Raw genomic sequence first — 21,127 nt, 5'->3', positions numbered from 1 at the left:
CGCAGCGAATGGGGGACCGGTTCCTTGCCTCGACCACGTCATGGTGCTGCTCGACGGCGCAGCGCATCGTGACGTGTCGTCGAGTGGATTCCTGGCGCGGGACTTCGGAAGGATCAAGCGCAAGGAGGCGGAGAGCTCCGTCGCCGGGCAGTACTCCACTCTGGGAGTGGCCGGCGAGAACACCTTGATCGAGTTGTTCGGCAGCGACATGCCCGGCGCGTCGCCGCTCACGGGCGGCCTGGTGTTCTCGTTCGAGGAGCCGGGATCCGCCGAGCGTGCCCGTGCCCTGCTGGATGCCTCGGGCGAGGTCAAGTACCACCACGATCTGGTGCGCCGCTCGGTGGAGGGCACGGACGAGCAGCAGCCCTGGTACCACCTGATCAGCGTCGACCTGGGTGAGGGCAGCCCGCTGCTGCTCTTCCTCAACGAGGTGACGCCCGAGTACTTCCACTCCCTCGGTGCCCGCCCCGCGCCGGACGGGAAGCTGCCCCGGAAGAACTATCTGGACGCGGCGCTCGGCGCCGTGGCGGGCGGGAACAGGCTGATGAGGGACGTCACCGGGGTGACGCTCTCGGTCGCCGCGGAGCGCGGCCGACGCCTCGCCGACGCACTCGCGGTCTTCGGTTACGTAGACGCCGAAACCACTTCCGGAGTACGTGAACTACGCGGTCCGGGCCTCACCGTCCGACTGGAGACCGGCGAAGGTCTGGAACACGTAAAGGAAATCGAGATCGGCCTGGACCCCGAGGCGTACGACCCCTCGATGCCCGGGGAATTCCGATTCGGCGAGACCTCGCGCCTGGTCATCGAATCGGCGGAGACCGCGCGGTGGAGCTTCACCCGGCCACATTGAGTGATCTCGTGCGGGACGGGCCAGGAAGGTCAATTCGGTCATGGCAGGTCGAGTGCAATAGGGGAGCCCGAGAAAAATGCCTGAGACGACTCCACTGTTCAATGAGATATTCGACCGGAATGTCGCGGCGACACCGGAAGCGACAGCGGTCGAGTTCGGTGATCAGCGGCTGTCGTACCGTGAATTGGACGACAGATCGGCCCGGCTGGCCGCGGAGCTCATCCGCAGGGGTGCCGGCCGGGACACCGTGGTCGGGGTCGCGGCGAGTCCCTCGCTCCATCTGCCGTCGGCGGTGCTCGGCATCCTGCGCGCCGGTGCGGCCTGGCTCCCGCTCGACCCCGCCTACCCGGCCGACCGGCTCCGCTACATGATCGCCGACTCCGGGATCCGCCTGCTCGTCGCCGATGCCGACACCGCGCGCGATCCGGCGTACGACGGTCTGGAGACCATCAGCCCGGACGTGGGTCCCGCCGCGCCGAAGACGCCCGCCGCCGGGCAGCCGTGGCCGCGTCCGACACCGGACCAACTCGCCTACGTGATCTACACCTCGGGGTCCACCGGTCGTCCCAAAGGTGTCGCACTCACCCATCGGGGACTGGCCGGTCTGGCCCGCGCGCAGGTCGACACCTTCGGCGTCGGACCGGACGACCGGGTGCTGCAGTTCGCGCCGACCAGTTTCGACGCCTCGGTCTTCGAAATGGCGATGGCACTGTACGCGTCCGCCACCCTGGTGCTGGCGCCGCGCGAGGACATCGCGCCCGGCCCCGGCCTCGCGGACTTCCTGTGCGACCGCCGCATCACCCATCTCACCCTGCCGCCCTCGGTGCTGGCCACGCTGCCCGAGACCACGCTGGACGATCTGGCGGTGCTGGTGTGCGCCGGCGAGGCGCTGCCGGAACACCTCGTCGAACAGTGGCTGCCCGGACGCCGCATGTTCAACGCGTACGGGCCCACGGAGACCACCGTATGGGCCACGGTCGCCGAACTGACCCCCGGCGGCGGCAAGCCCTCCATCGGCACGGCCATCCGAGGAGCCCGCACCCTGGTCGTCGACGCGTCGCTGCGACCGGTGCCCCCGGGCACGGCCGGCGAGTTGCTCATCGGCGGGCCGGGCGTGGCGCGTGGATACCTCGGTCGGCCGGGCCTGACGGCGGAACGGTTCGTCCCCGACCCCGGCCCGGCCGAGCCCGGGGCCCGGCTGTACCGCACCGGTGACCGCGTGGTCGAGCGGGAGGACGGCTCGCTGGAGTTCCTCGGCCGCCTGGACCATCAGGTCAAGATCCGGGGCTTCCGCATCGAACCGGACGAGATCGCCCGGCGACTGGCCGAGCACGCACGGGTCACCGACGCCGTGGTGATCGCGCGTGACGACGGCGCGGGACCGCGGCTCGTCGCCTACGCGACGGGCGCCGACCTGGACGCCGCGGAGCTGCGGGCCCATCTCGCCGAGCGGCTCCCGGAACACATGCTGCCGGCCGTCGTCGTGCCCCTGGAGCGGATGCCCCTGACACCGAGCGGCAAGATCGACCGGGACCGGCTTCCCGCGCCTCCCAGCGGATCCCGCACACCCTCCGACCGTACGGAGCCCCGAACCCCCACCGAACGGGCGCTCGCCGCCATGCTGGCCGACCTGCTGTCCCTCGACTCGGTCGGCGCCGACGACGACTTCTTCGCCCTCGGAGGCCACTCACTGCTCGCGGGGCGACTGGCCGCCCGCGTGCGCTCGGAGCTCGGCCGCGAGCTTCCCCTGCGCCGCCTGTTCGAGGCACGCACCGTGGCGAGGATGGCCCTCCTGATCGACTCGGCCGCCACCGGGCCGACCGTGCCACCGATCCGGGCCGGCGCACGCGGGGACGGTGACACTCCGGTGCCGCTGTCCTTCCCCCAGGAACGCATCTGGTTCCTGGAGAAGCTCGCGCCGGGCAACCTCGCGTACAACGCGCAGGCCACGATCCGGCTGCGCGGCCCGCTCGACGTCGACGCGCTGCACGCCACGCTCGTCGAAATCGTGCGCCGCCACGAGGTGTTCCGTACCTCGTTCCGGGAGGTCGACGGCCGGCCCGTGCAATGCCCGCAGCCGACGGTGCCGGTCCCGCTGCCGCTGCACGACCTGACGGGGCTGCACGATGCCGAGGGGGCGGAACGCGCCGCCGACATCGTCCGGGAGACCGTGCAGGCACCCTTCGACCTCACCACACCGCCGCTGGTCCGCTGGGCGCTGATCCGGCACGGCGAGGCCGACCACACGCTCGTGCACGTCGAACACCATCTGGTGCACGACGGCTGGTCGTACGCGCTCTTCCTGCGTGAACTGCAGGAGATCTACCCGAGTCTGGCGCGGAACGAGCCGTCGCCGCTGCCCGAGCCGCCCATCGGCTACTCCGACTTCGCGCTGTGGCAGCGGGAGTGGCTGCGCGGTGACGCCCTGGAGGCGTATCTCGCGCACTGGACCAGGGAACTCGACGGCATACCGGCCGCGTTGGAGCTGCCCACGGACCGTCCACGACCCGTCGTGCAGAGCTTCGAGGGCTCCTCGGTGCGCGTCGACCTGCCCGGGGAACTGTGCCGCAAGCTGCGCTCCTACAGCCGCTCCCGTGGCACCACCCTCTATTCCACGATGCTCGCCGGGTTCTCGGCGGTGATGTCGCGCTACAGCCGTCAGCACGACGTGGTCGTCGGCAGCGGGGTCGCCAACCGGCGGCTGACCGAGATCGAACAGATGATGGGCATGGTCGTCAACACGGTGCCGCTGCGCGTCGATCTGTCCGGTCAGCCGGGTTTCGACGCGCTGGTCCAGCGGGTCCACCACACCGTCGGACGGGCCCACGAATGGCAGGACATGCCGCTGGACCGGCTCGTCGACGCGCTGGCGCTGCCCCGCGACCCCGCCCGCAACCCCTTGTTCCAGGTCATGTTCAGCTTCCACGACTCGCAGATCCCGGACCTCGACTTCATGGGCGTCCGCGGCTCCGTGCTGGAGCTGCACAACGACACCGCGAAGACCGACATCAACGTGGTGGTCATCCCCCGCGCCGAGCAGCGCGCCGGCCACGGAGTCGGGGACGACGACGCGGCCATCACCCTGATCTGGGAGTACGCCTCCGGCCTCTTCGACCCCGAGACCATGCGCCGGATGGTCCAGTACTACACGACCTTCCTCGACGCGGCACTCGACGCCCCCGAACTCTCCTACGAGCGGCTCCCCCTGCTCACCGACGACGAGTCCACCGGCGTTCTCCAGGGATCGCGGGGAGCGACGACACCGTTCCCCCACGACCGCACCGTCCCCGAACTCTTCGCCGAGCGGGCGGCCACCCGGCCGGACGCGACGGCGCTCGTCGACGGCGCGAAGTCCCACACCTACGCGGAGGTGGAGGAACGGGCCAACCGCCTCGCCCACCTGTTGCGGGCCCGGGGCGTCGGCAGGGACGTGCCCGTGGGCGTACTGCTCGAACGCGGCGACGAGATGGTGATCGCGCTGCTGGCGGTCCTCAAGGCCGGCGGGGGATACGTACCCCTGGACCCCGGCTATCCGGCGGAGCGGCTCACCGCGATGCTCGACGACGTCGCCGCGCCGCTCGTGGTGACACGCGCGGACCTGAAGGGGCGGGTGACCCCGGGGGCGGCCCGGACGCTGGTCCTGGACGAGGTGGCCGGGGAACTGGCCGCCGCCCCGGCGCACGCGCCGACCCCGCAGGCCGCACCCGACAGCCTGGCGTACGTCCTGTTCACCTCCGGCTCCACCGGCAGGCCCAAGGGCGTGATGGTCGAACACCGCTCGGTCCTCAGGCTGGTGTGCGGGACCGACTACGTCTCCTTCGGTCCGGACGAGCGATTCGCGCAGGTCGCCGACGCCTCCTTCGACGCGCTCACCTTCGAGTTGTGGGGCGCGCTGCTGCACGGCGGCGCGCTGTGCGTGATCGACGCGGACCAGCTGCTCACTCCCGGCGGCCTGGCGAGGGCGCTGAGCGAGCACCGCATCACCAGCATGTTCCTCACCTCGGCCCTGTTCACGGAGGTGATGACCCAGAACCCGGCGGCTTTCGGAGGGCTCACCCATCTGCTGGTCGGCGGCGATGTGCTGAATGCGAGCCGGATACGGCAACTGCTGGACGCTCCCGCGGCCGACCGCCCGCGCAGGCTGCTCAACGGCTACGGACCCACCGAGACCACGACGTTCGCGCTGTGCCACCTGATCGAGGAACTGCCGGACGACACGCCCTCGGTACCCATCGGCAGGCCCATCGCCAACACCACCGCCTATGTGCTCGACCCCTACCTGCGGCCCGTACCGGTCGGCGTGCCCGGCGAGCTGTACATCGGCGGACCGGGCGTGGCCCGCGGCTACGCGAACCGCCCCCGGCTGACCGCCGAGCGGTTCCTGCCCGATCCCTTCGCCGGTGACGGAACGCGGATGTACCGCACGGGTGATGTGACGCGCTACCGCCGGAACGGAACGGTGGAATTCCTCGGCAGGGCGGACAACCAGGTCAAGATCCGCGGCTACCGGATCGAGCCGGGAGAGGTCGAGACGGCGCTCGGCGCCCACCCCGGGGTCGGCCAGGCCGCCGTCGTCGTCGAGGAGGCCCCGTCCGGCCGGCGACTGGTCGCCCATGTGGCGCCCGCGCCGGGCCGGTCCGCGCCCTCCCCGGCAGAGCTGCGGGACTTCCTGGCCCGGACGTTGCCCCCGTATCTGCTGCCCGCGGCGTACGCCGAGGTGGCGTCGATGCCCCTCACCCCCAGCGGCAAGGTCGACCGGGCCGCGCTGCCGGCGCTCGACGACAGCCGACTGCCGCTCGACGGCCATGTACCCGCGCGCACCGCGACCGAACGGACACTGGCCGGGCTCCTCGCGGAGATGCTCGGCGTCCCCCGAGTCGGGGTGGCGGACGACTTCTTCATGCTCGGCGGGAACTCCCTGCTGGCGATGCGCCTGATGAGCCGGGTCAACGAACTGTTCGTCGTGGATGTGCCGTTGCGCGACTTCCTCGGCGCCCCGACCGTGGAGCGCCTCGCCTCCGCGGTGGACGCCGCGCTCACGTCCGCGGCCGGCGACCGCACTCCGCGCGCCGTCGGCACCGTCGACGGAGCCGATGCCGATGCCGACCAGGATCTGCTCGACCGGATCGACGAACTCTCCGACGACGAGGTGAACGCACTCTTGCGTGACATGGCTGAGAACGAGGTCGAACGATGACGGACGGCACTCTCCCCGGCGGCTCGGCCGACGACCGGCGGGCCCGGCTCGCCGAGCGGCTCAAGCGACGTATCTCGGAGCGCCATCACCCCCTCTCCTACCCCCAGCAGCGCCTGTGGTTCCTCGACCAGCTCGACCCGGGCAGCGCGGTCTACGTCGTCCCCCTCATCTACCGGATCAGCGGCCCGCTGGACGTCGCGGCCATGGAGCACGCGCTCGGCCGGATCGTCCGCCGACATCACGTGCTGCGCACGGTCTACCGGTCGGTGGACGGCATGCCGCGCCAGTTCGTCCGGCCGGCGGAGCCGGTGACCATCCCGGTCCGCGATCTGTCCGCCCGGCCCGACCCGGCGGTCGAGGCGGAGCGGGAGTGCCGGACGGAGGCAGGCCGGCCGTTCGATCTGGCCTCGGACCTGCCCGTACGGCCCCTGCTGCTGCGGCTCGCGCCAGACGAGCACTGGTTCTGCCTGAGCCTGCACCACATCGCCTGCGACGGCTGGTCGCTCGGCGTCCTCGGCCGCGAACTGTCCGAACTGTACGGGGCGTTCACGGCAGGTCGGCAGCCGGAGCTCGCACCCGTACAGGTGCAGTACACGGCCTTCGCCGAGGAGCAGATGGCCCGGCTCGCGGGGGAGCCGCTGGAAGAGATGCTGGGGTACTGGCGGGAGCGGCTCGCCGGCACCCCGGCCCTCGCGACGCTGCCCGCGGATCGTCCGAGGCCTCCCACACAGAGCCACCTGGGCGCCCATCTGGACTTCGCCATCGGTCCCGAAGTCACCCAGAAAGTAGGCGAGTTGGCCCGGGCCGACGGCGCCACGCCGTTCGCGGTGCTGCTGGCCGCGTTCGCCGCGGTGGTGCACTCCCGGACCGGCGGCGACGAGGTGATCGTCGGATCACCCGTGGCGGGACGGACCAGGACCGCCCTGCAGCCGCTCATCGGCTTCTTCACCAACACCGTGGTCCAGCGCGTCGACGTCTCCGGCGAGCCGACCTTCAGGCAGCTCGTGGCTCGCTCGCGGGACGAGAGCCGGGCCGCGGTCGCGCATCAGGAACTGCCCTTCGAGAAGCTGGTCGAGGAGCTCCAGCCCAGCCGCGACCCGGCCCACAACCCGCTCTTCCAGCTCATGTTCAGCTACCACGAGGGTGACGAGGACGGCCTGGTCCTGCCGGGGTGCGAGGTACGGCTGGTGCCGGGCGACACCGAGACCGCGAAGTTCGACCTCACCCTGAGCCTGACCCGGGTCGGCGACCGGCTCTCCGCCCGCCTCGAATACGGCACCGACCTCTTCGAGGAGGACACGGCCCGCTCGATCGGAGACCAGTTCGGCGCCGTCCTCGCCGCTGCCGCGGCCGACCCGGACACCCGGCTGCGGCACCTGCCCGTGCTGTCCCCCGACGAGACCAGCCACGTCCTCATGGACTGGAACCCGCCCGCAGAGCCCGTGCCCGACGTCCTGGTGCACGAACTGATCGCCCAGCAGGCCGCCCGCACGCCCGACGCCCCGGCGCTGCTGGGCGCCGACCAGCAGCCGTCCGAGGCGATCACCTACCGCGAACTGGACCGGCGCGCCGAGGCGCTGGCCGCCCGGCTGCGCGCGTACGGACTCGCCCCGGACGTGCCCGTCGGTGTCTATCTCGACCGTTCCCCCGACATGGTCGTCACCCTGCTGGCCGTCCTCAAGGCCGGCGGCGCCTACCTTCCGCTCGACCCCGACTATCCGGCGGACCGGATCGCGTTCATGGTCGAGGACTCGAGCACGCCGGTGATCGTGACGCGAGCGTCCCTGGCCCGTCGTGTCGCGGGGTTGCCCGCGTCAGCACTGCTGCTCGACACGCCCGAGGCGGACGAGGCACCCGCCCGGCCCGGCCGGGCCGCCACCGTCCTGCCGCGGCATCTCGCGTACGTGATCTACACCTCGGGGTCGACCGGCAGGCCCAAGGGCGTGATGCTCTCGCACCGCAACGTCCAGACGTTCTTCGGCGGCATGGACAAGGTGCTCGGCGGGGACCCACCCGGCACCTGGCTCGCCGTCACCAGCATGTCCTTCGACATCTCGGTGCTGGAGCTGCTGTGGACACTGGCTCACGGGTACCGGGTGGTCATCCGCGGCGACGAACCCCGCGCCGCCGGCGCCGACGCCGGGTCGGACAGCGCGGCCGTCACGTCCGCCGTGCGGGCCCGCCCGGTGGACCTGAGCCTGTTCTACTTCGGCGGCGACCGGGGAGGCGACCCGGGCGACGCGTACCGGCTGCTGCTCGAGGGCGCCCGGTTCGCCGACCGGAACGGGTTCTCGGCGGTGTGGACGCCGGAGCGGCACTTCCACGAGTTCGGCGGTCTGTACCCGAATCCGTCGGTCACCGCGTCCGCGATCGCGGCTGTCACCGAGCGCGTGGCCGTACGGGCGGGCAGCGTCGTCCTGCCGCTGCACGATCCGCTCCGGGTGGCCGAGGAGTGGTCCGTCGTGGACAACATCTCCCACGGGCGGGTCGGCGTCTCGATCGCCTCCGGCTGGCAGCCGGACGACTTCGTGCTGGCGCCCGACGCCTACGCCGACCGCAAGAAGGCCATGATGAGCGGTCTCGACGAGTTGCGTCGGCTGTGGCGGGGCGAGACCGTACGCCGCCGCAACGGGGCCGACACCGAGACGGACGTACGGGTCTTCCCGGCGCCCGTGCAGGACGAACTGCCGGTGTGGGTCACCAGCGCGCGCAGTCCGGAGACCTTCCAGCTCGCCGGAGAGAGCGGCGCGGGCCTGCTGACCCATCTCCTCGGGCACAGCGTCGAGCAGCTCGCGGAAAAGATCCAGCTCTACCGGGAGGCCTGGCGCACGGCCGGGCACCCGGGCGACGGCCAGGTGACGGTCATGCTCCACACCTTCGTCGGGACCGACACCGAAGAGGTGCGGGAGACGGTGCGCGAGCCGCTGGGCGCGTACATCAAGTCCTCCTTCGACCTGCTGACCGGGCTCGGCCAGGCGATGGGCCGGGAAATCGATCTGCGCACGCTGCCCGAGGACGAGCTCGACCACCTCGTCGCGCAGGCCTTCGACCGGTTCTTCGAGACGTCGGGCCTGCTCGGCACGCCGGAGCACTGCGCCGACGTGATCGACCGGCTCAAGTCGATCGGGGTCGACGAGGTCGCCTGCCTCATCGACTTCGGCGTCGAGCACGAGACGGTGCTGGCCTCCCTGGAACACCTCGCGACGACCCGCGAGCTGAGCGAGGCCCGGCGGCGCGCCGCGGAGGCCGACGAGCCCATCGCGGCGCAGCTCGTACGGCACCAGGTCAGCCATCTTCAGTGCACGCCTTCGGTCGCGGGGCTGCTGGCCGAGGACGAGGCGGCCGCCGCCCTCGCCGGGCTGGACCGGCTGCTGGTCGGCGGCGAGGCGCTGCCCGCCCCGCTCGCCGAGCGGCTGGCGACACTGCTTCCCGGCAGGGCCCACAACATGTACGGCCCCACCGAGGCGACGGTCTGGGCGACGACGGCGTCAGTCGGCGTTCCCGGGCCGGCGAAGCCGGTCACGATCGGGCGGCCACTGGCCAACGTACGGGCGTATGTCGTCGACGCCCATCTGCGGCCCACGGCCGCGAACGTACCCGGGGAACTGCTCCTCGGCGGCCCCGGTGTCGCGCGCGGCTATCTCGGGCGGCCCGCGCTCACCGCGGAACGCTTCGTCCCGGACCCCTTCTCCGCGGATCCCGGGGCCCGGCTCTACCGCACCGGCGACCTGGTGCGCCGGCGTGCCGACGGTGACCTGGAGTTCCTCGGCCGTCTGGACCATCAGGTCAAGGTCCTCGGCCACCGCATCGAACTTGGCGAGATCGAGAACACCCTGGGCGCGCATCCGGATGTGCGCGCCGTCGTCGTCACGGTGCGCGGGGACGGCGGGCACAGCCGCCTCGTCGCCTACTGCGTGCCTGTTCCGCACGGACCGGACGCACCGACGCCCGCCGCCGTGCGCGCGTTCGGCGCGAAGTCGCTGCCGGACTACATGGTTCCCGCGGACATCGTCTTCCTCGACGCCCTGCCGATGACGGCCAACGGCAAGGTGGACCGCACGAGGCTGCCCACCCTGGAGAACCGGCCGGCCGTCGTCTACCGGCCGCCGGGCAACGACAAGGAGCGCCGGGTGGCCGAAGCGCTGGCCGGGGTGCTGCTCGCGGACCGGATCGGCATGGACGACAACTTCTTCGAGGCGGGCGGAAACTCGCTGCTCGCCGTGCAGGCCAGGGCACGGTTGCAACCCGTGCTCGGCGATCGGCTCTCCCTCGTGGACATCTTCCGGTACCCCACGGTGCGGGCTCTGGTCGCGGCGTTCGACCCGACCGGTGCGGCGGCCGCGGCGGGCCGCGACGGACTGGACCAGGCGCGCAGGGCGGCGGGCAGGCGGGCCGACGCGCTCGTCCGGCAGGCGAGGCGACGAGCGGAACGGAGCGGGGCGTGACGGGCGGCGAGGAGTTCGAGGGCGTCGAACCGGTGGCCATCGTCGGCCTGGCCTGCCGGGTACCGGGGGCCAGGACGGTCGAGGACTTCTGGCGCAACATGCGCGACGGGGTCGAGTCGATCACGTGGTTCGGCCAGGAGGAACTGGCGGCCGCGGGCATCGACAAGGAGACGCTGGCCGATCCCGACTACGTCCCCGCGTCCGGTCATCTGGCGGGCGCGGACCACTTCGACGCCTCCTTCTTCGGATTCACCGCGGGCGAGGCCGAGACGATGGACCCCCAGCAGCGCGTCTTCTGCGAGACCGCCTGGGAGGCCATGGAGGACTTCGGCCACGACCCGGCACGCTTCGACGGCACCGTCGGCGTGTTCGGGGGCTCGTTCATGAACAAGTACATGGCCCAGAACCTGAACACCAACCCGCGCTTCCTGCGCTCGCCGATGGCTCCGGCGGCGCGGATGTTCAACGACAAGGACTTCCTCGCCACCCGGGTCGCCCATCTGCTCGACCTGACCGGTCCGGCCTACACGGTGCAGACGGCCTGCTCGACCTCGCTGGCCGCCACCCACCTGGCCTGCCAGTCGCTGCTCGGTTACGAGTGCGATGTCGCGCTGGCCGGCGGCGTGACGGTCAATGTGCCGCTGAAGGCCGGCTATCCGGTCGCGGACAGCGGACTCTTCAGCGGCGACGGCCGATGCCGCCCCTTCGACGCGCAAGCCTCGGGCACGGTGCCGGGCAACGGCGCCGTGGTGCTCGTGCTGCGCAGGCTGTCCGAGGCGCTGGCCGACCGTGACCATGTGTACGCCGTGATCCGGGGTTCCGCGGTCAACAACGACGGCTCGATGAAGGCGGGATTCGCCGCCCCCAGCGTCGACGGCCAGGCCCGGGTGATCGCCTCGGCGCTGGCCGTGGCCGACGTCGATCCGTCCACCATCGGCTATCTGGAGGCGCACGGCACCGCCACCCAAGTGGGCGACCCGATCGAGGTCACCGCGCTGACGCAGGCCTTCCAACTGTCCGACGACGCCGTGGGCCGATGCGCGCTGGGCTCGGTCAAGGCCAACATCGGGCACCTGGACGCGGCGGCCGGCGCCGCCGGACTCATGCGGGCCGCCCTCGCCGTCCATCACGCGCAGATCCCACCCACCGCGAACTTCACCCGCCTCAATCCCGAACTACGGCTGGAGCAAACACCGTTCTACGTGCCGGACGGCGCCCGCGACTGGCGGCCGGCGAGCGGACCGCGGCGGGCCGGGGTGAGCTCCTTCGGGGTGGGCGGCACCAACGCGCATGTCGTCATCGAACAGGCACCGGCCGCCGCTGCCGAGCGCTCGTCGGCCCAGCCGCGGGAATGGCAGCTGCTGCCCGTCTCCGGACGGGACCGCGCCACGGTGGACGCCGTGACCGAGCGGCTGGCCGCCCGCCTCGAGCGCACGGATCCGTCCCAGACCCTGGCGGACGTGGCGTTCACGCTCCAGGACGGCCGACGGAGCTTCGGCGTGCGCAGGTTCACGGTCTGTACGGACACCACCGACGCGGTGCGCGCGCTGCGGGGCGAGGAACCGGAACGGCTGATCACCAAAGCCGCGCCGGACGGAGGGCACGAGGCGGTCTTCGCCTTTCCCGGCGGCGGCATGCAGCACCCGAACATGGGCCTGGACATCTACCGCTCGGAGAACGTGTTCCGTACCGAGGTGGACCAGTGCGCCGAACTGCTGGCGCCGAGGCTCGGGTTCGACCTGCGCAGGCTTCTCTTCCCGGCCGCCTTCACCCCGCTGAGCGGCAAGGAACTCGCCGGTGGCGCCGCCACCATGGGGCGTGGCCAGGGGGCCGGCGTGGTGTCGGCGCTGTTCACCATCGAGTACGCGCTGGCGCGTCAGCTGATGGCCTGGGGCATCCGCCCCGCGGCGATGATCGGCCACAGCCTCGGCGAGTACGTCGCCGCCTGCCTCGCCGGGGTGTTCACCCTCCAGGGCGCGCTCGACATCACCCTCGCCCGCGGCGAGCTGTTCGAGCGGATGCCGCCGGGCCGGATGCTCGTCGTACGGCTGCCCGAGGAGGAGCTGCTGCCCCTGCTGTCCGACCGGGTGTCGGTCTCGGCGGTCAACGCACCCGATCTGACGGTGGTCTCGGGACCCGACGAGGACATCGCGGCGCTGCTCAGCGACCTCCGCGCGCGGGACCTCGACTGCCGCAAGGTGAGCGTGCCGGTGGCCAGCCACTCGTGGATGGTCGACCCCTACCTCGAGGACTTCACCCGCGAGGTGGAGCAACTCGCGCTGTCCAAGCCGGAGATACCCTTCGTCTCCGGCGTCACCGGCACCTGGATCACTCCGGTGGAGGCCACGTCAGCCGCGTTCTGGGCGCGGCACCTGCGTCGGCCGGTGCGGTTCGCCGACGGGCTCCGCAGCGTTCTCGACCGGTCCGGCCGCCTGCTGCTGGAGGTCGGACCGGGCAGGGCGCTGACGTCGCTGGCCACCGCCCAGCGGATGGCGCCCGCCCCGGTCGCGGTCTCCACGATGGGGCTGCCGCGCGACCCGACGCCCGATCTGGCCCACCTGGTCACCGCCGTCGGCCGGCTGTGGCAGCAGGGGGTTCCCGTCGACTGGAACGCCTTCCACGGCGAGGCCGCCCCGCGCCGGGTGAGCCTGCCCGCCTATCCGTTCAAGGCCGAGCGGCACTGGGTCGAGGCGGGGCGGCCCCGGCCGCACACCGAGCCCGAGCCGGAGCCGGACTTCGAGGACACGGCACCGCAGGCGGACGAGCACGACGCCGACGGGCGGGTCGCTCCGCGTACCGGGACGGAACGCCAAGTCGCCGACATCTGGTGCAGCTTGCTGGGTGTCGACGGGATCGGAGTCGACGACGACTTCTTCGATCTGGGTGCGCACTCGCTGATGGTGACGCAGGCGACCCGCCACCTGCGGCGCATGGGCGTCACCGGCCTCGCCGCCCGGGACGTGCTGGGGGCGCCGACGGTGGCGACGCTGGCCGCCGTGGTCGACCGGGCGCTGGGCCGCACGGACGCCCCGGCCGCGCCCACGGGCCCGGTCCTGGAGGACGAGGTGCTGCTGGACGAGGACATCAGGGCGGGCGATCTGCCCGCTCCGCACGACGGCCCGCCGGAGGTCGTGCTGCTCACCGGCGCCACCGGGTTCGTCGGCGCCTTCCTCTGCGCCGAACTGCTGGAACGCACCGAGGCCACGGTCCTTTGCCTGGTACGGGCCGCGGACGAGGCGGAGGGACTCGAGCGGCTCCGCTCCACGCTGGACTCGTACGGCTTGCCGGCACCCGGGAACCGGCTGCGCGCGGTGACCGGCGACCTGGCCAAGCCGCTGCTCGGCCTGACGCCGGACGGCTTCGACCGGCTGGCCGAGCAGGTCGACGCCATCTACCACTGCGGAGCATGGGTCAACTTCGTTCGCCCCTACCGTGCCCTGAAGTCGGCCAATGTGCTCGGCACCCAGGAGATTCTGCGACTGGCCTCCCGGTCGCGCCTCAAACCCGTGCATCACATCTCCACCCTGGCGGTCCTCGCCGGTGCGATGAACGGCGAGCGGGACATCCTTCGCGAGGACGACCCGCTGCCCGATCCGGTCGGCCACGACACCGCGTACAGCCAGAGCAAATGGGTGGCCGAAGGCCTGGTCGGGCTCGCCCGGGAGCGGGGGATCCCGGTGTCGGTCTACCGCGCGGGCGGGGTGCTGTGCGACAGCCGCAACGGCGCCGCCAACACCGAGGACTACGTCACCAAGGTGATCCAGGGGTGCGTCCAACTGGGGCTCGCACCGCTGCGCGCGTACGAACTGTCCGTCGGCACGGTCGACCACCTGGCGCGGCAGGTCGTCGGACTCTCCCGGCGGCCGGAATCCCGCAATCGGACCTTCCACACCATCGACCCGCGGCCGCTCCGGTGGAACCACATCTTCGAGAGGATCAGGGAGTTCGGGTATCCCGTGCGCAGCGTGCCCTTCGACGAGTGGCGTGCGGCGCTCGTGGAGCAGGTGGACCGGGAGGGCGAGGACAACGCCCTGGCACCGCTGATGGCCATGCTCGGCGAGGTGGCCGACCGGCGGACTCCCGCCATCGACTGCGGCAACGTCCTGCGGACGATGGACCCCGACCAGGCACCCGCACCGGCGCTGGACTCCCTCTTCTTCCAGCGGATGCTCGGGTTCTTCGTACGCAAGCGACTGCTGCCCGCGCCCGAACGCGGCGCGACCACCACCAGGACGGAGAAGTGACGGGAATGCCTCAACTGCTGACCGGTGCCACGGTCATCGACGGACTGGGCGGCGACCCGGTGCACCGTGGTTCGGTGCTGATCGACGGGGAACGGATCGCCGCCACGGACGTACGGGAACCGGCGCGCGATGCCGACCTGGTCGATCTCAGCGGACTGACCCTGCTGCCCGGCCTCATCGACGCGCATGTCCACCTCGGGCACTCCAGCGAGATGCGGGCCGTTCTCAACATGGAACTGTCCGTCGCCGAGCGGGCGGCGGACATCTTCCGCACCCTGCGCCAGACCGTGGAAGCGGGGTTCACCGCCGTCCGTGACTGTGGCGGGATCGATCACGGAGTGCTGCGCACGGTGGGCCGCGGGCTCGTGCCCGGGCCCAGGATCTGGGCGTCCGCTTCGCCCCTGGTGCAGTGCGGTGGACACGGGCACCTCGGTTCGCCGTTCCTGCCACCGGACGAGACCTTCCACTTCCGGGTGCGCGGGCTGACCGCCGCGGGCCGCATCTCCGACGGCTGCGACGAGGTGCGCAAGGCCGCTCGTGAGTGTTTCAGGCAGGGCGCGAGCTTCCTCAAGATGGCGGTCACCGGCGGGGTGGTGTCCATCGCCGACTCGCTGGACGACACCCAGTTCACGATCGAGGAGATCGCCACAGCGGTGAGTGAGGCGCGGGCCCGACACACCTACGTCACCGTCCACGCGCACAATGTCGCGGGCATCCACAACGCGGTCAAGGCGGGCGTGGAATGCGTCGAGCACGGGACCGGGATCGACGAGGAGACCGCCGCGATGATGGCGGCCGGCAACGTCAGCCTCGTGCCGACCCTGTCCATCGCCCAGGTCCTCACGGAGAACTTCGAACAGCACGGACTGCCGCCGCAGATCCGCGAACGCGTCGGCGACACGATGCAGGGCATGACCGACGGCCTGCTGGCCGCCCGGGAGGCGGGCGTCCCCGTCGGCTCCGGCTCCGATCTCATCGGACCGAACCAGAACCGGCGGGGCCTGGAGATCGCCCTCAAGGCCAAGATCATCGGTGCGCGGGAGGCGATCATGTCGGCCACCTCGGTGAACGCCTCCATCATGCGCGTCGCGGACCGGATCGGCTCGATCGAGCCGGGCAAGTACGCCGATCTCGTCGCGGTGGACTTCGATCCGCTCACCGAGCCGGAACTCTTCGACAACCCCGACCGCGTCGTCCTCGTGATGAAGGGCGGCAGCATCGTCAAGGACACCCGCAAGTAGCGGGGGAGAGGCAATCAATGGCGGATCACGGCAGCACCCCGCAAGCAGCCGACGGCTACGCGGTGGTGCTCAACGAGGAAGAGCAGTACTCGATCTGGGACGTGTCGCTGCCGATACCGGGCGGCTGGCACGCCGAGGGGTTCTCGGGCGGCAAGGAGGACTGCCTCGCCCACATCGAAGAGGTGTGGACGGATATGCGCCCGCGCAGCGTACGTGCCGGCTGAACGGTCGGCCGCGGCCGGGAAGGGAGACGATCGACTTGGCCACCTGGTCGAGTGAGTTGAAACCGTTGGTCGTCGGGATCGGCGGCACGGGACGACCCGGATCGACGACGGACAGGGCGCTGGCGACGGCCCTGCGGGGCGCCACCGAGGCCGGCGCCCGAACGCGTCTCTTCGACGCCAGCTCTCTCGGCGTGCTGCCGCTCTTCCAGCCGCACCGGACGGAGCGCAGCGAGCCCACCCTCGAACTGCTGGACGCCCTCGCCCGCGCGGACGGCGTGCTGCTGGCCAGCCCCAGCTATCACGGCGGCGTCTCGGGGCTGATCAAGAACGCGCTGGACTATCTGGAGGACCTCAGCGACGCACCCCGGCCCTATCTGGACGGACGGGCGGTCGGCTGCGTGGTCACCGCCGCCGGGTGGCAGTCCGCCGGGACCACCCTGTGCGCACTGCGGTCCATCGTGCACGCGCTCCGCGGCTGGCCGACCCCGTTGGGAGTCGCGCTGAACACGACCGAGCATCCGCTGACCTCAACCGACATCGAGACCGGCCGCCGATTCGAGGCACAGCTGCTGACGGTCGGCCGTCAGGTGACCGAATTCGCCATGGTGTTCGGTGGATCGAGCGAGACCGTGGCAGGGGCGACCAGATGACCTCACAGTCCGATCCCACACCTCAGGCGGCACCTGCCGCGGGGCACACCACGGCGGAGCGCATAGCGAGGTTCAGACAACGCCAGCAGCTGGCCCGCGAGCCGGGATCTGCGCGGGCGGCGCGACGACAGCACGTACTGGGCAAGCTCACCGCGCGCGAGCGCATCGAACTGCTCCTGGACGACGGCTCCTTCATGGAGACCGACCCGATGGCCCGCCATCGCTCGACCAACTTCGGCATCGACAGCCGACGCCCGATGGGCGACGGCGTGATCACCGGCCTGGGAACCGTCGACGGACGTCAGATATGCGTGTACGCCCAGGACGCGACCTCCTTCAACGGCAGCGTCGGCGAGGTGTTCGGGGAGAAGGTGGGCAAACTCCTCGACATCGCCATGCAGATCGGCTGCCCGGTGATCGGCATGTGCGACTCCAGCGGCGCGCGGCTCCAGGAAGGTGTGCTCGCGCTCTCCGCGTACGGCAAGGTGGCCAGAAGGGTGGTCACCGCGTCGGGAATGATCCCGCAGATCTCGGTCATCATGGGCGTGTGCGCCGGCGGCGCGGTCTACACACCGGCCGCGACGGACTTCATCGTCATGGTCAAGCGGACCTCGCACATGTTCGTGACCGGCCCCGACGTGATCCGCTCGGTGACCGGAGAGACGGTGGGCCTGGAGGAGCTCGGCGGGGCGAGCGTCCACGCGCGGCGGACCGGCAACGCGCACTACATGGCGGCCGACGAGGAGGACGCCCTCGCCTACGTCAAGGACCTGTTGTCGTATCTTCCGAGCAACAACCTGGACGAGCCGCTGAGTTACCCCACCCGTGTCGATCCGGCGGGCACCGCCGGGGACCTCGAACTGGACTCGGTGATCCCGGACGCCACCGAGCAGCCCTACGACATGCACCGGGTGATCGAACGGCTCGTGGACGACGGGGACCTGCTCGAAGTGCACCCTGAGTTCGCCCCGAACATTCTCTGCGGGTTCGCCAGGATGGAAGGGCACACCATCGGTGTGGTGGCCAACCAGCCCATGCACCTGGCCGGCTCACTGAACATCGACGCCGCGGAGAAGGCCGCCAGGTTCGTCCGGTTCTGCGACGCGTTCGGCATTCCGATCCTGACCCTGGTCGATGTTCCCGGCTTCCTGCCCGGCACGGTCCAGGAGTACGGGGGGATCATCCGCCGTGGCGCCAAACTCGGGTTCGCCTACATCGAGTCCACGGTGCCCAAGATCACCGTCATCACCCGCAGGGCGTACGGCGGAGGGTACGCGGTGATGGGCTCGAAGGAGCTGGGCGCGGACATCTGCTTCGCCTGGCCCACCGCGGAGATCGGCGTGATGGGCGCACGCGGCGGGGTCGACCTGCTGTTCCACCGCGATCTCGCCGAGGCCGATGACCCCGTGACGCTGGAGCGGTCCCTCAGCGAACAGTACGAGGAGACGCTGACCAGTCCGTATGTCGCGGCCGAACACGGCTGCGTCGACGACATCATCGCGCCGTCCGAGACACGTCTTTCCGTGATCCGCGCGCTGCGTGCCCTGCGGAAGAAGCGGGTCGCGCCGTTGCCGAAGAAGCACAGCAACATTCCACTGTGACGGTACCGACACGACAGGAGTCACTGATCACATGGCGCACGTACGTGAGGGGCTGAACGCACAGCTGCGGGCGCTCATCGGGATCTCCGCCGGGATTCCGCTCGGTCCCGGCATGGGGGTGCCCGGCGGGCAGGACAGCCCGGCCGCGAGTGCGGACGAGCTGCCCTGCCCGCGGTGCGGCCTGCCGGCCGAACATCTCGGGCAGGACGGACCGGCAAGCGGGTCCGTCCCTTCGAACCCCGTCATGTCACTGGTCTGAGGCGGCGTCGGGCAGGGTTTCCGGGTCGTCGCGGGCCACCGCCGCGGCGACCGCCGCCCTGTTCGACACACCGAGTTTGGCGAACACGTTGGACAGATGCATCTCCACTGTCTTCTCCGCGATGTGCAGCCTCTTGGCGATCAACCGGTTGGTCAGCCCGCTGCTCACGAGCGCGGCGATCTGCTGCTCCCGGCCGGTCAGGGCGATCACACAGCTCTCCGGATCGGTGCTCCTGGCGTGTGGAGCACGCGCCGCCAACCTGCGGCGCTCGACGCGCGCCTGTCGCGCCAGGACGGTGGCTCCCAGTTGCTCGCAGGCCAGCTGGGTTGCCTTCAACTCCTTTGCCGCGTCGTCGAATCGGCCCTCGTGCCACAGGGCGAGGCCCACGACCAGGCGAGCGCGCAGCGCGTCGATGACCCGGCCCGCCTCCTCCAGTCCCCCCGCGGCATGCTGCGCGGGAGTCAGGGCCGCTTCCGGTTTCTGACGCAGGAGCACCTGTGCCTGGGCCAGCGTCGCCAGGGCCATACGGCCGGGCTGGCCGAGGAGTTCCGCCGCGTGCACGGCCCGCTGCGCCCACTCCTCCGCCTGCCCCGGCCGGCCCGCGGTGAGTTCTGCCCGGACCAGCAACTCGTACCAGGCGACCCGAGAACCGGCGTCGGCGGTCGGGAGGTCCGGTCCGCCGGCGTCGGTGACCAGCGCCAGGCACCCCTCGTGGTCGCCGTTGAGCAACCTGGCCTCACCCAGGATCCGCAGGGCGAGCGCTTCCTTCCAGCCGCTGGCCGAGTGCCGGGGCTGCAGTGTGGCGGCGAAGGAGTTCTGCAGCGCGCTGTCGAGATGACCGAGAGCGATGTCCACGTATCCCCGCACCGCGTACGCGTTGACGAGTTCTTCCGGACTGTCCGTGCGCTCGGCGAGGTAGACCGCGTGCTCGACGGCGACGTGTGCCTCGCTGAGCTTGCCCCGGTCGCGCAGTACGAACGCCTTGCCGGCCAGCAGATGCGGCAGGAACAACCGGTATCCGCTGCGAATGGCGAAACCGACCCCTTTCTCGAAGTGCCGGAGTGCTTCGTCCCAGCGTTCCAGCAGCACCTCGCTCCAGCCGATCCACATCACCGCGTCCAGGCTCTGCGCGAGCTCGCTGTCCAGCATCCCGTCCAGGATCGTGGTCGCCTGTCGGAGCAGCTCGTAAGCGAGTTCCGTGCGCCCGTTGGCGGTGTTCGCCATCGCCATCAGGCCGAGGCACGATGCCTGCAAGGGGCGGTGCCCGTGCCGCTCGACCACGGTCAGCGCCTCCTGCGCCCACTGGTAACAGCCCAGTGGATCGCCGCTGTGCAGCTGTCCGGCGGCTATCTCGAACTTCAGTGACGCGCGGACCAGGGCGTCCTCGCTGCCGAGAGCGCCGAGCTCCAGGCGCAGCATGGCATCGGTCTCCTCGCGGCCCCCGAGCAGCCGTTGCACCATCGCGACGAAGGCCACGGCTTCGGCGTGCTGGGCGACCGGATCCCTGGGCAGGATGCTCAGTGCCTCATGCATCAGGTCGCGACACTCCCGCAGTTGGCCCGTCGCCCCTCGGGCCTCCGCGAGCAGGATCATCATCCTGGCCCGTTGGGCCTCGAAACGGGGCTGCTGCGGGAGGGCGCGCAGAGCGGTGGTGAGCCAGGCCGATGCCTTGCCGGGATCGGTGAAGGCCACGGCGCGAGCCGCTTCGTCGAGTATGTCGACGGCGGCGAGATCGCCGTGTCTGATCCACTGCTCCACATGCGGGGCGCGCTCGAAGGGCGAGGCGCCCCGTGTACACAGGGCTTCGTCGGCGCGGAGGTGCATGTCCACACGCCAACTCAGTTCGCTGTGGTTGTAGATGGCCCGGTGGACCACCGGGTGACGGAAGGCGAAATACTGGCCGCGCACCACCGGGTGGACCAGGTCCCGCCGGATCAACTCGCCGATGGTGCCCAGTACTTCGGTTTCGTTCCGGCCCAGCATCTGCGTGAGCAGCCCGGCTTCGAACTCGTGGCCGATGATTGCGGCGGCATCCGCGACTTCCCTCATCTCGGGCCGCAGGGAGGCCAGCTCCTCGGTGTACCGGGCGTAGTTGCCGAAGCGCGGCGTCTGGTGGAGCCGGGACAGATCGTCGCGTGTGGTGAAGACCGGCTGTTCGGAAATGAGCGCCTTCAGATATCCCGGGTTCCCCTCGCTCTCCCGGTACAGGTGCCGTCGGTTGAATGCCGTGGCCTCACCGGCCAGCATTTCTTCCGCTTCCTCTTCCGGAAGCGGTTCCAGGTGTATATGGTCGACGACCATCTGCTCGGACCGGCCGCGCAGGGCCGCCTGCAACCGCGGGGTCGCCTGTCGATTCCGATAGGCGAGCACGAACAGCACCGGAGCCTGTGGTGGTCTGCGCAGCAGGCTTGCC

The 21,127-nt window shown here is 70.9% G+C and carries 10 protein-coding genes; 9 read left to right on the top strand and 1 reads right to left on the bottom strand.

The window, feature by feature from the left end; translation table 11 throughout:
- Nucleotides 1-40 precede the first annotated feature (40 nt).
- The 9 genes from ACFYR3_RS21225 (at nucleotide 41) to ACFYR3_RS21185 (ending at nucleotide 18,714) form a co-directional block, all read left to right on the top strand.
- Complete coding sequence (locus ACFYR3_RS21225) at nucleotides 41-853, top strand: DUF5829 family protein (RefSeq protein WP_355840575.1); 813 nt, start codon at nucleotides 41-43, stop codon at nucleotides 851-853.
- 76 nt (nucleotides 854-929) lie between these two features.
- Nucleotides 930-6,050, top strand: a complete 5,121-nt coding sequence (locus ACFYR3_RS21220; protein WP_389284325.1) for an amino acid adenylation domain-containing protein — start codon at nucleotides 930-932, stop codon at nucleotides 6,048-6,050.
- On the top strand, nucleotides 6,047-10,495 hold the full coding sequence (locus tag ACFYR3_RS21215) for a MupA/Atu3671 family FMN-dependent luciferase-like monooxygenase (protein WP_355840573.1): 4,449 nt from the start codon (nucleotides 6,047-6,049) through the stop codon (nucleotides 10,493-10,495). The genes ACFYR3_RS21220 and ACFYR3_RS21215 overlap by 4 nt, the downstream gene beginning before the upstream one ends.
- Entirely contained in the window at nucleotides 10,492-14,739 is a 4,248-nt protein-coding gene (locus ACFYR3_RS21210; protein ID WP_355840572.1) for a thioester reductase domain-containing protein, read from the top strand. The genes ACFYR3_RS21215 and ACFYR3_RS21210 overlap by 4 nt, the downstream gene beginning before the upstream one ends.
- Before the next feature lie 5 nt (nucleotides 14,740-14,744).
- On the top strand, nucleotides 14,745-15,980 hold the full coding sequence (locus ACFYR3_RS21205; RefSeq protein WP_355840571.1) for an amidohydrolase family protein: 1,236 nt from the start codon (nucleotides 14,745-14,747) through the stop codon (nucleotides 15,978-15,980).
- Between the two features lie 17 nt (nucleotides 15,981-15,997).
- Nucleotides 15,998-16,204, top strand: coding sequence for an MbtH family NRPS accessory protein (locus tag ACFYR3_RS21200; RefSeq protein WP_355840570.1), 207 nt, complete (start codon nucleotides 15,998-16,000; stop codon nucleotides 16,202-16,204).
- A 35-nt stretch (nucleotides 16,205-16,239) separates the two neighbouring features.
- The gene (locus ACFYR3_RS21195) at nucleotides 16,240-16,854 is read left to right on the top strand and encodes an NAD(P)H-dependent oxidoreductase (protein ID WP_355840569.1); all 615 of its coding nucleotides are present in this window, start codon (nucleotides 16,240-16,242) and stop codon (nucleotides 16,852-16,854) included.
- Nucleotides 16,851-18,455, top strand: coding sequence for an acyl-CoA carboxylase subunit beta (locus ACFYR3_RS21190; RefSeq protein ID WP_355840568.1), 1,605 nt, complete (start codon nucleotides 16,851-16,853; stop codon nucleotides 18,453-18,455). Before ACFYR3_RS21195 ends, ACFYR3_RS21190 begins: the two co-directional genes overlap by 4 nt.
- Before the next feature lie 31 nt (nucleotides 18,456-18,486).
- Nucleotides 18,487-18,714: a hypothetical protein gene (locus ACFYR3_RS21185; RefSeq protein WP_355840567.1), complete on the top strand. Its 228-nt coding sequence runs from the start codon at nucleotides 18,487-18,489 to the stop codon at nucleotides 18,712-18,714.
- On the opposite strand, the gene ACFYR3_RS21180 is transcribed toward ACFYR3_RS21185, so the two are convergent.
- Entirely contained in the window at nucleotides 18,703-21,084 is a 2,382-nt protein-coding gene (locus ACFYR3_RS21180; protein WP_355840655.1) for a LuxR C-terminal-related transcriptional regulator, read from the bottom strand. The genes ACFYR3_RS21185 and ACFYR3_RS21180 overlap by 12 nt on opposite strands.
- Nucleotides 21,085-21,127: the final 43 nt, after the last annotated feature.

It is taken from the genome of Streptomyces sp. NPDC005784, from assembly GCF_042871525.1.
Taxonomy (GTDB): Bacteria; Actinomycetota; Actinomycetes; order Streptomycetales; family Streptomycetaceae; genus Streptomyces.
The sequence above is the reverse complement of the archived record's forward strand: the minus strand, read 5'-3'. Positions and strand labels throughout refer to the sequence as shown.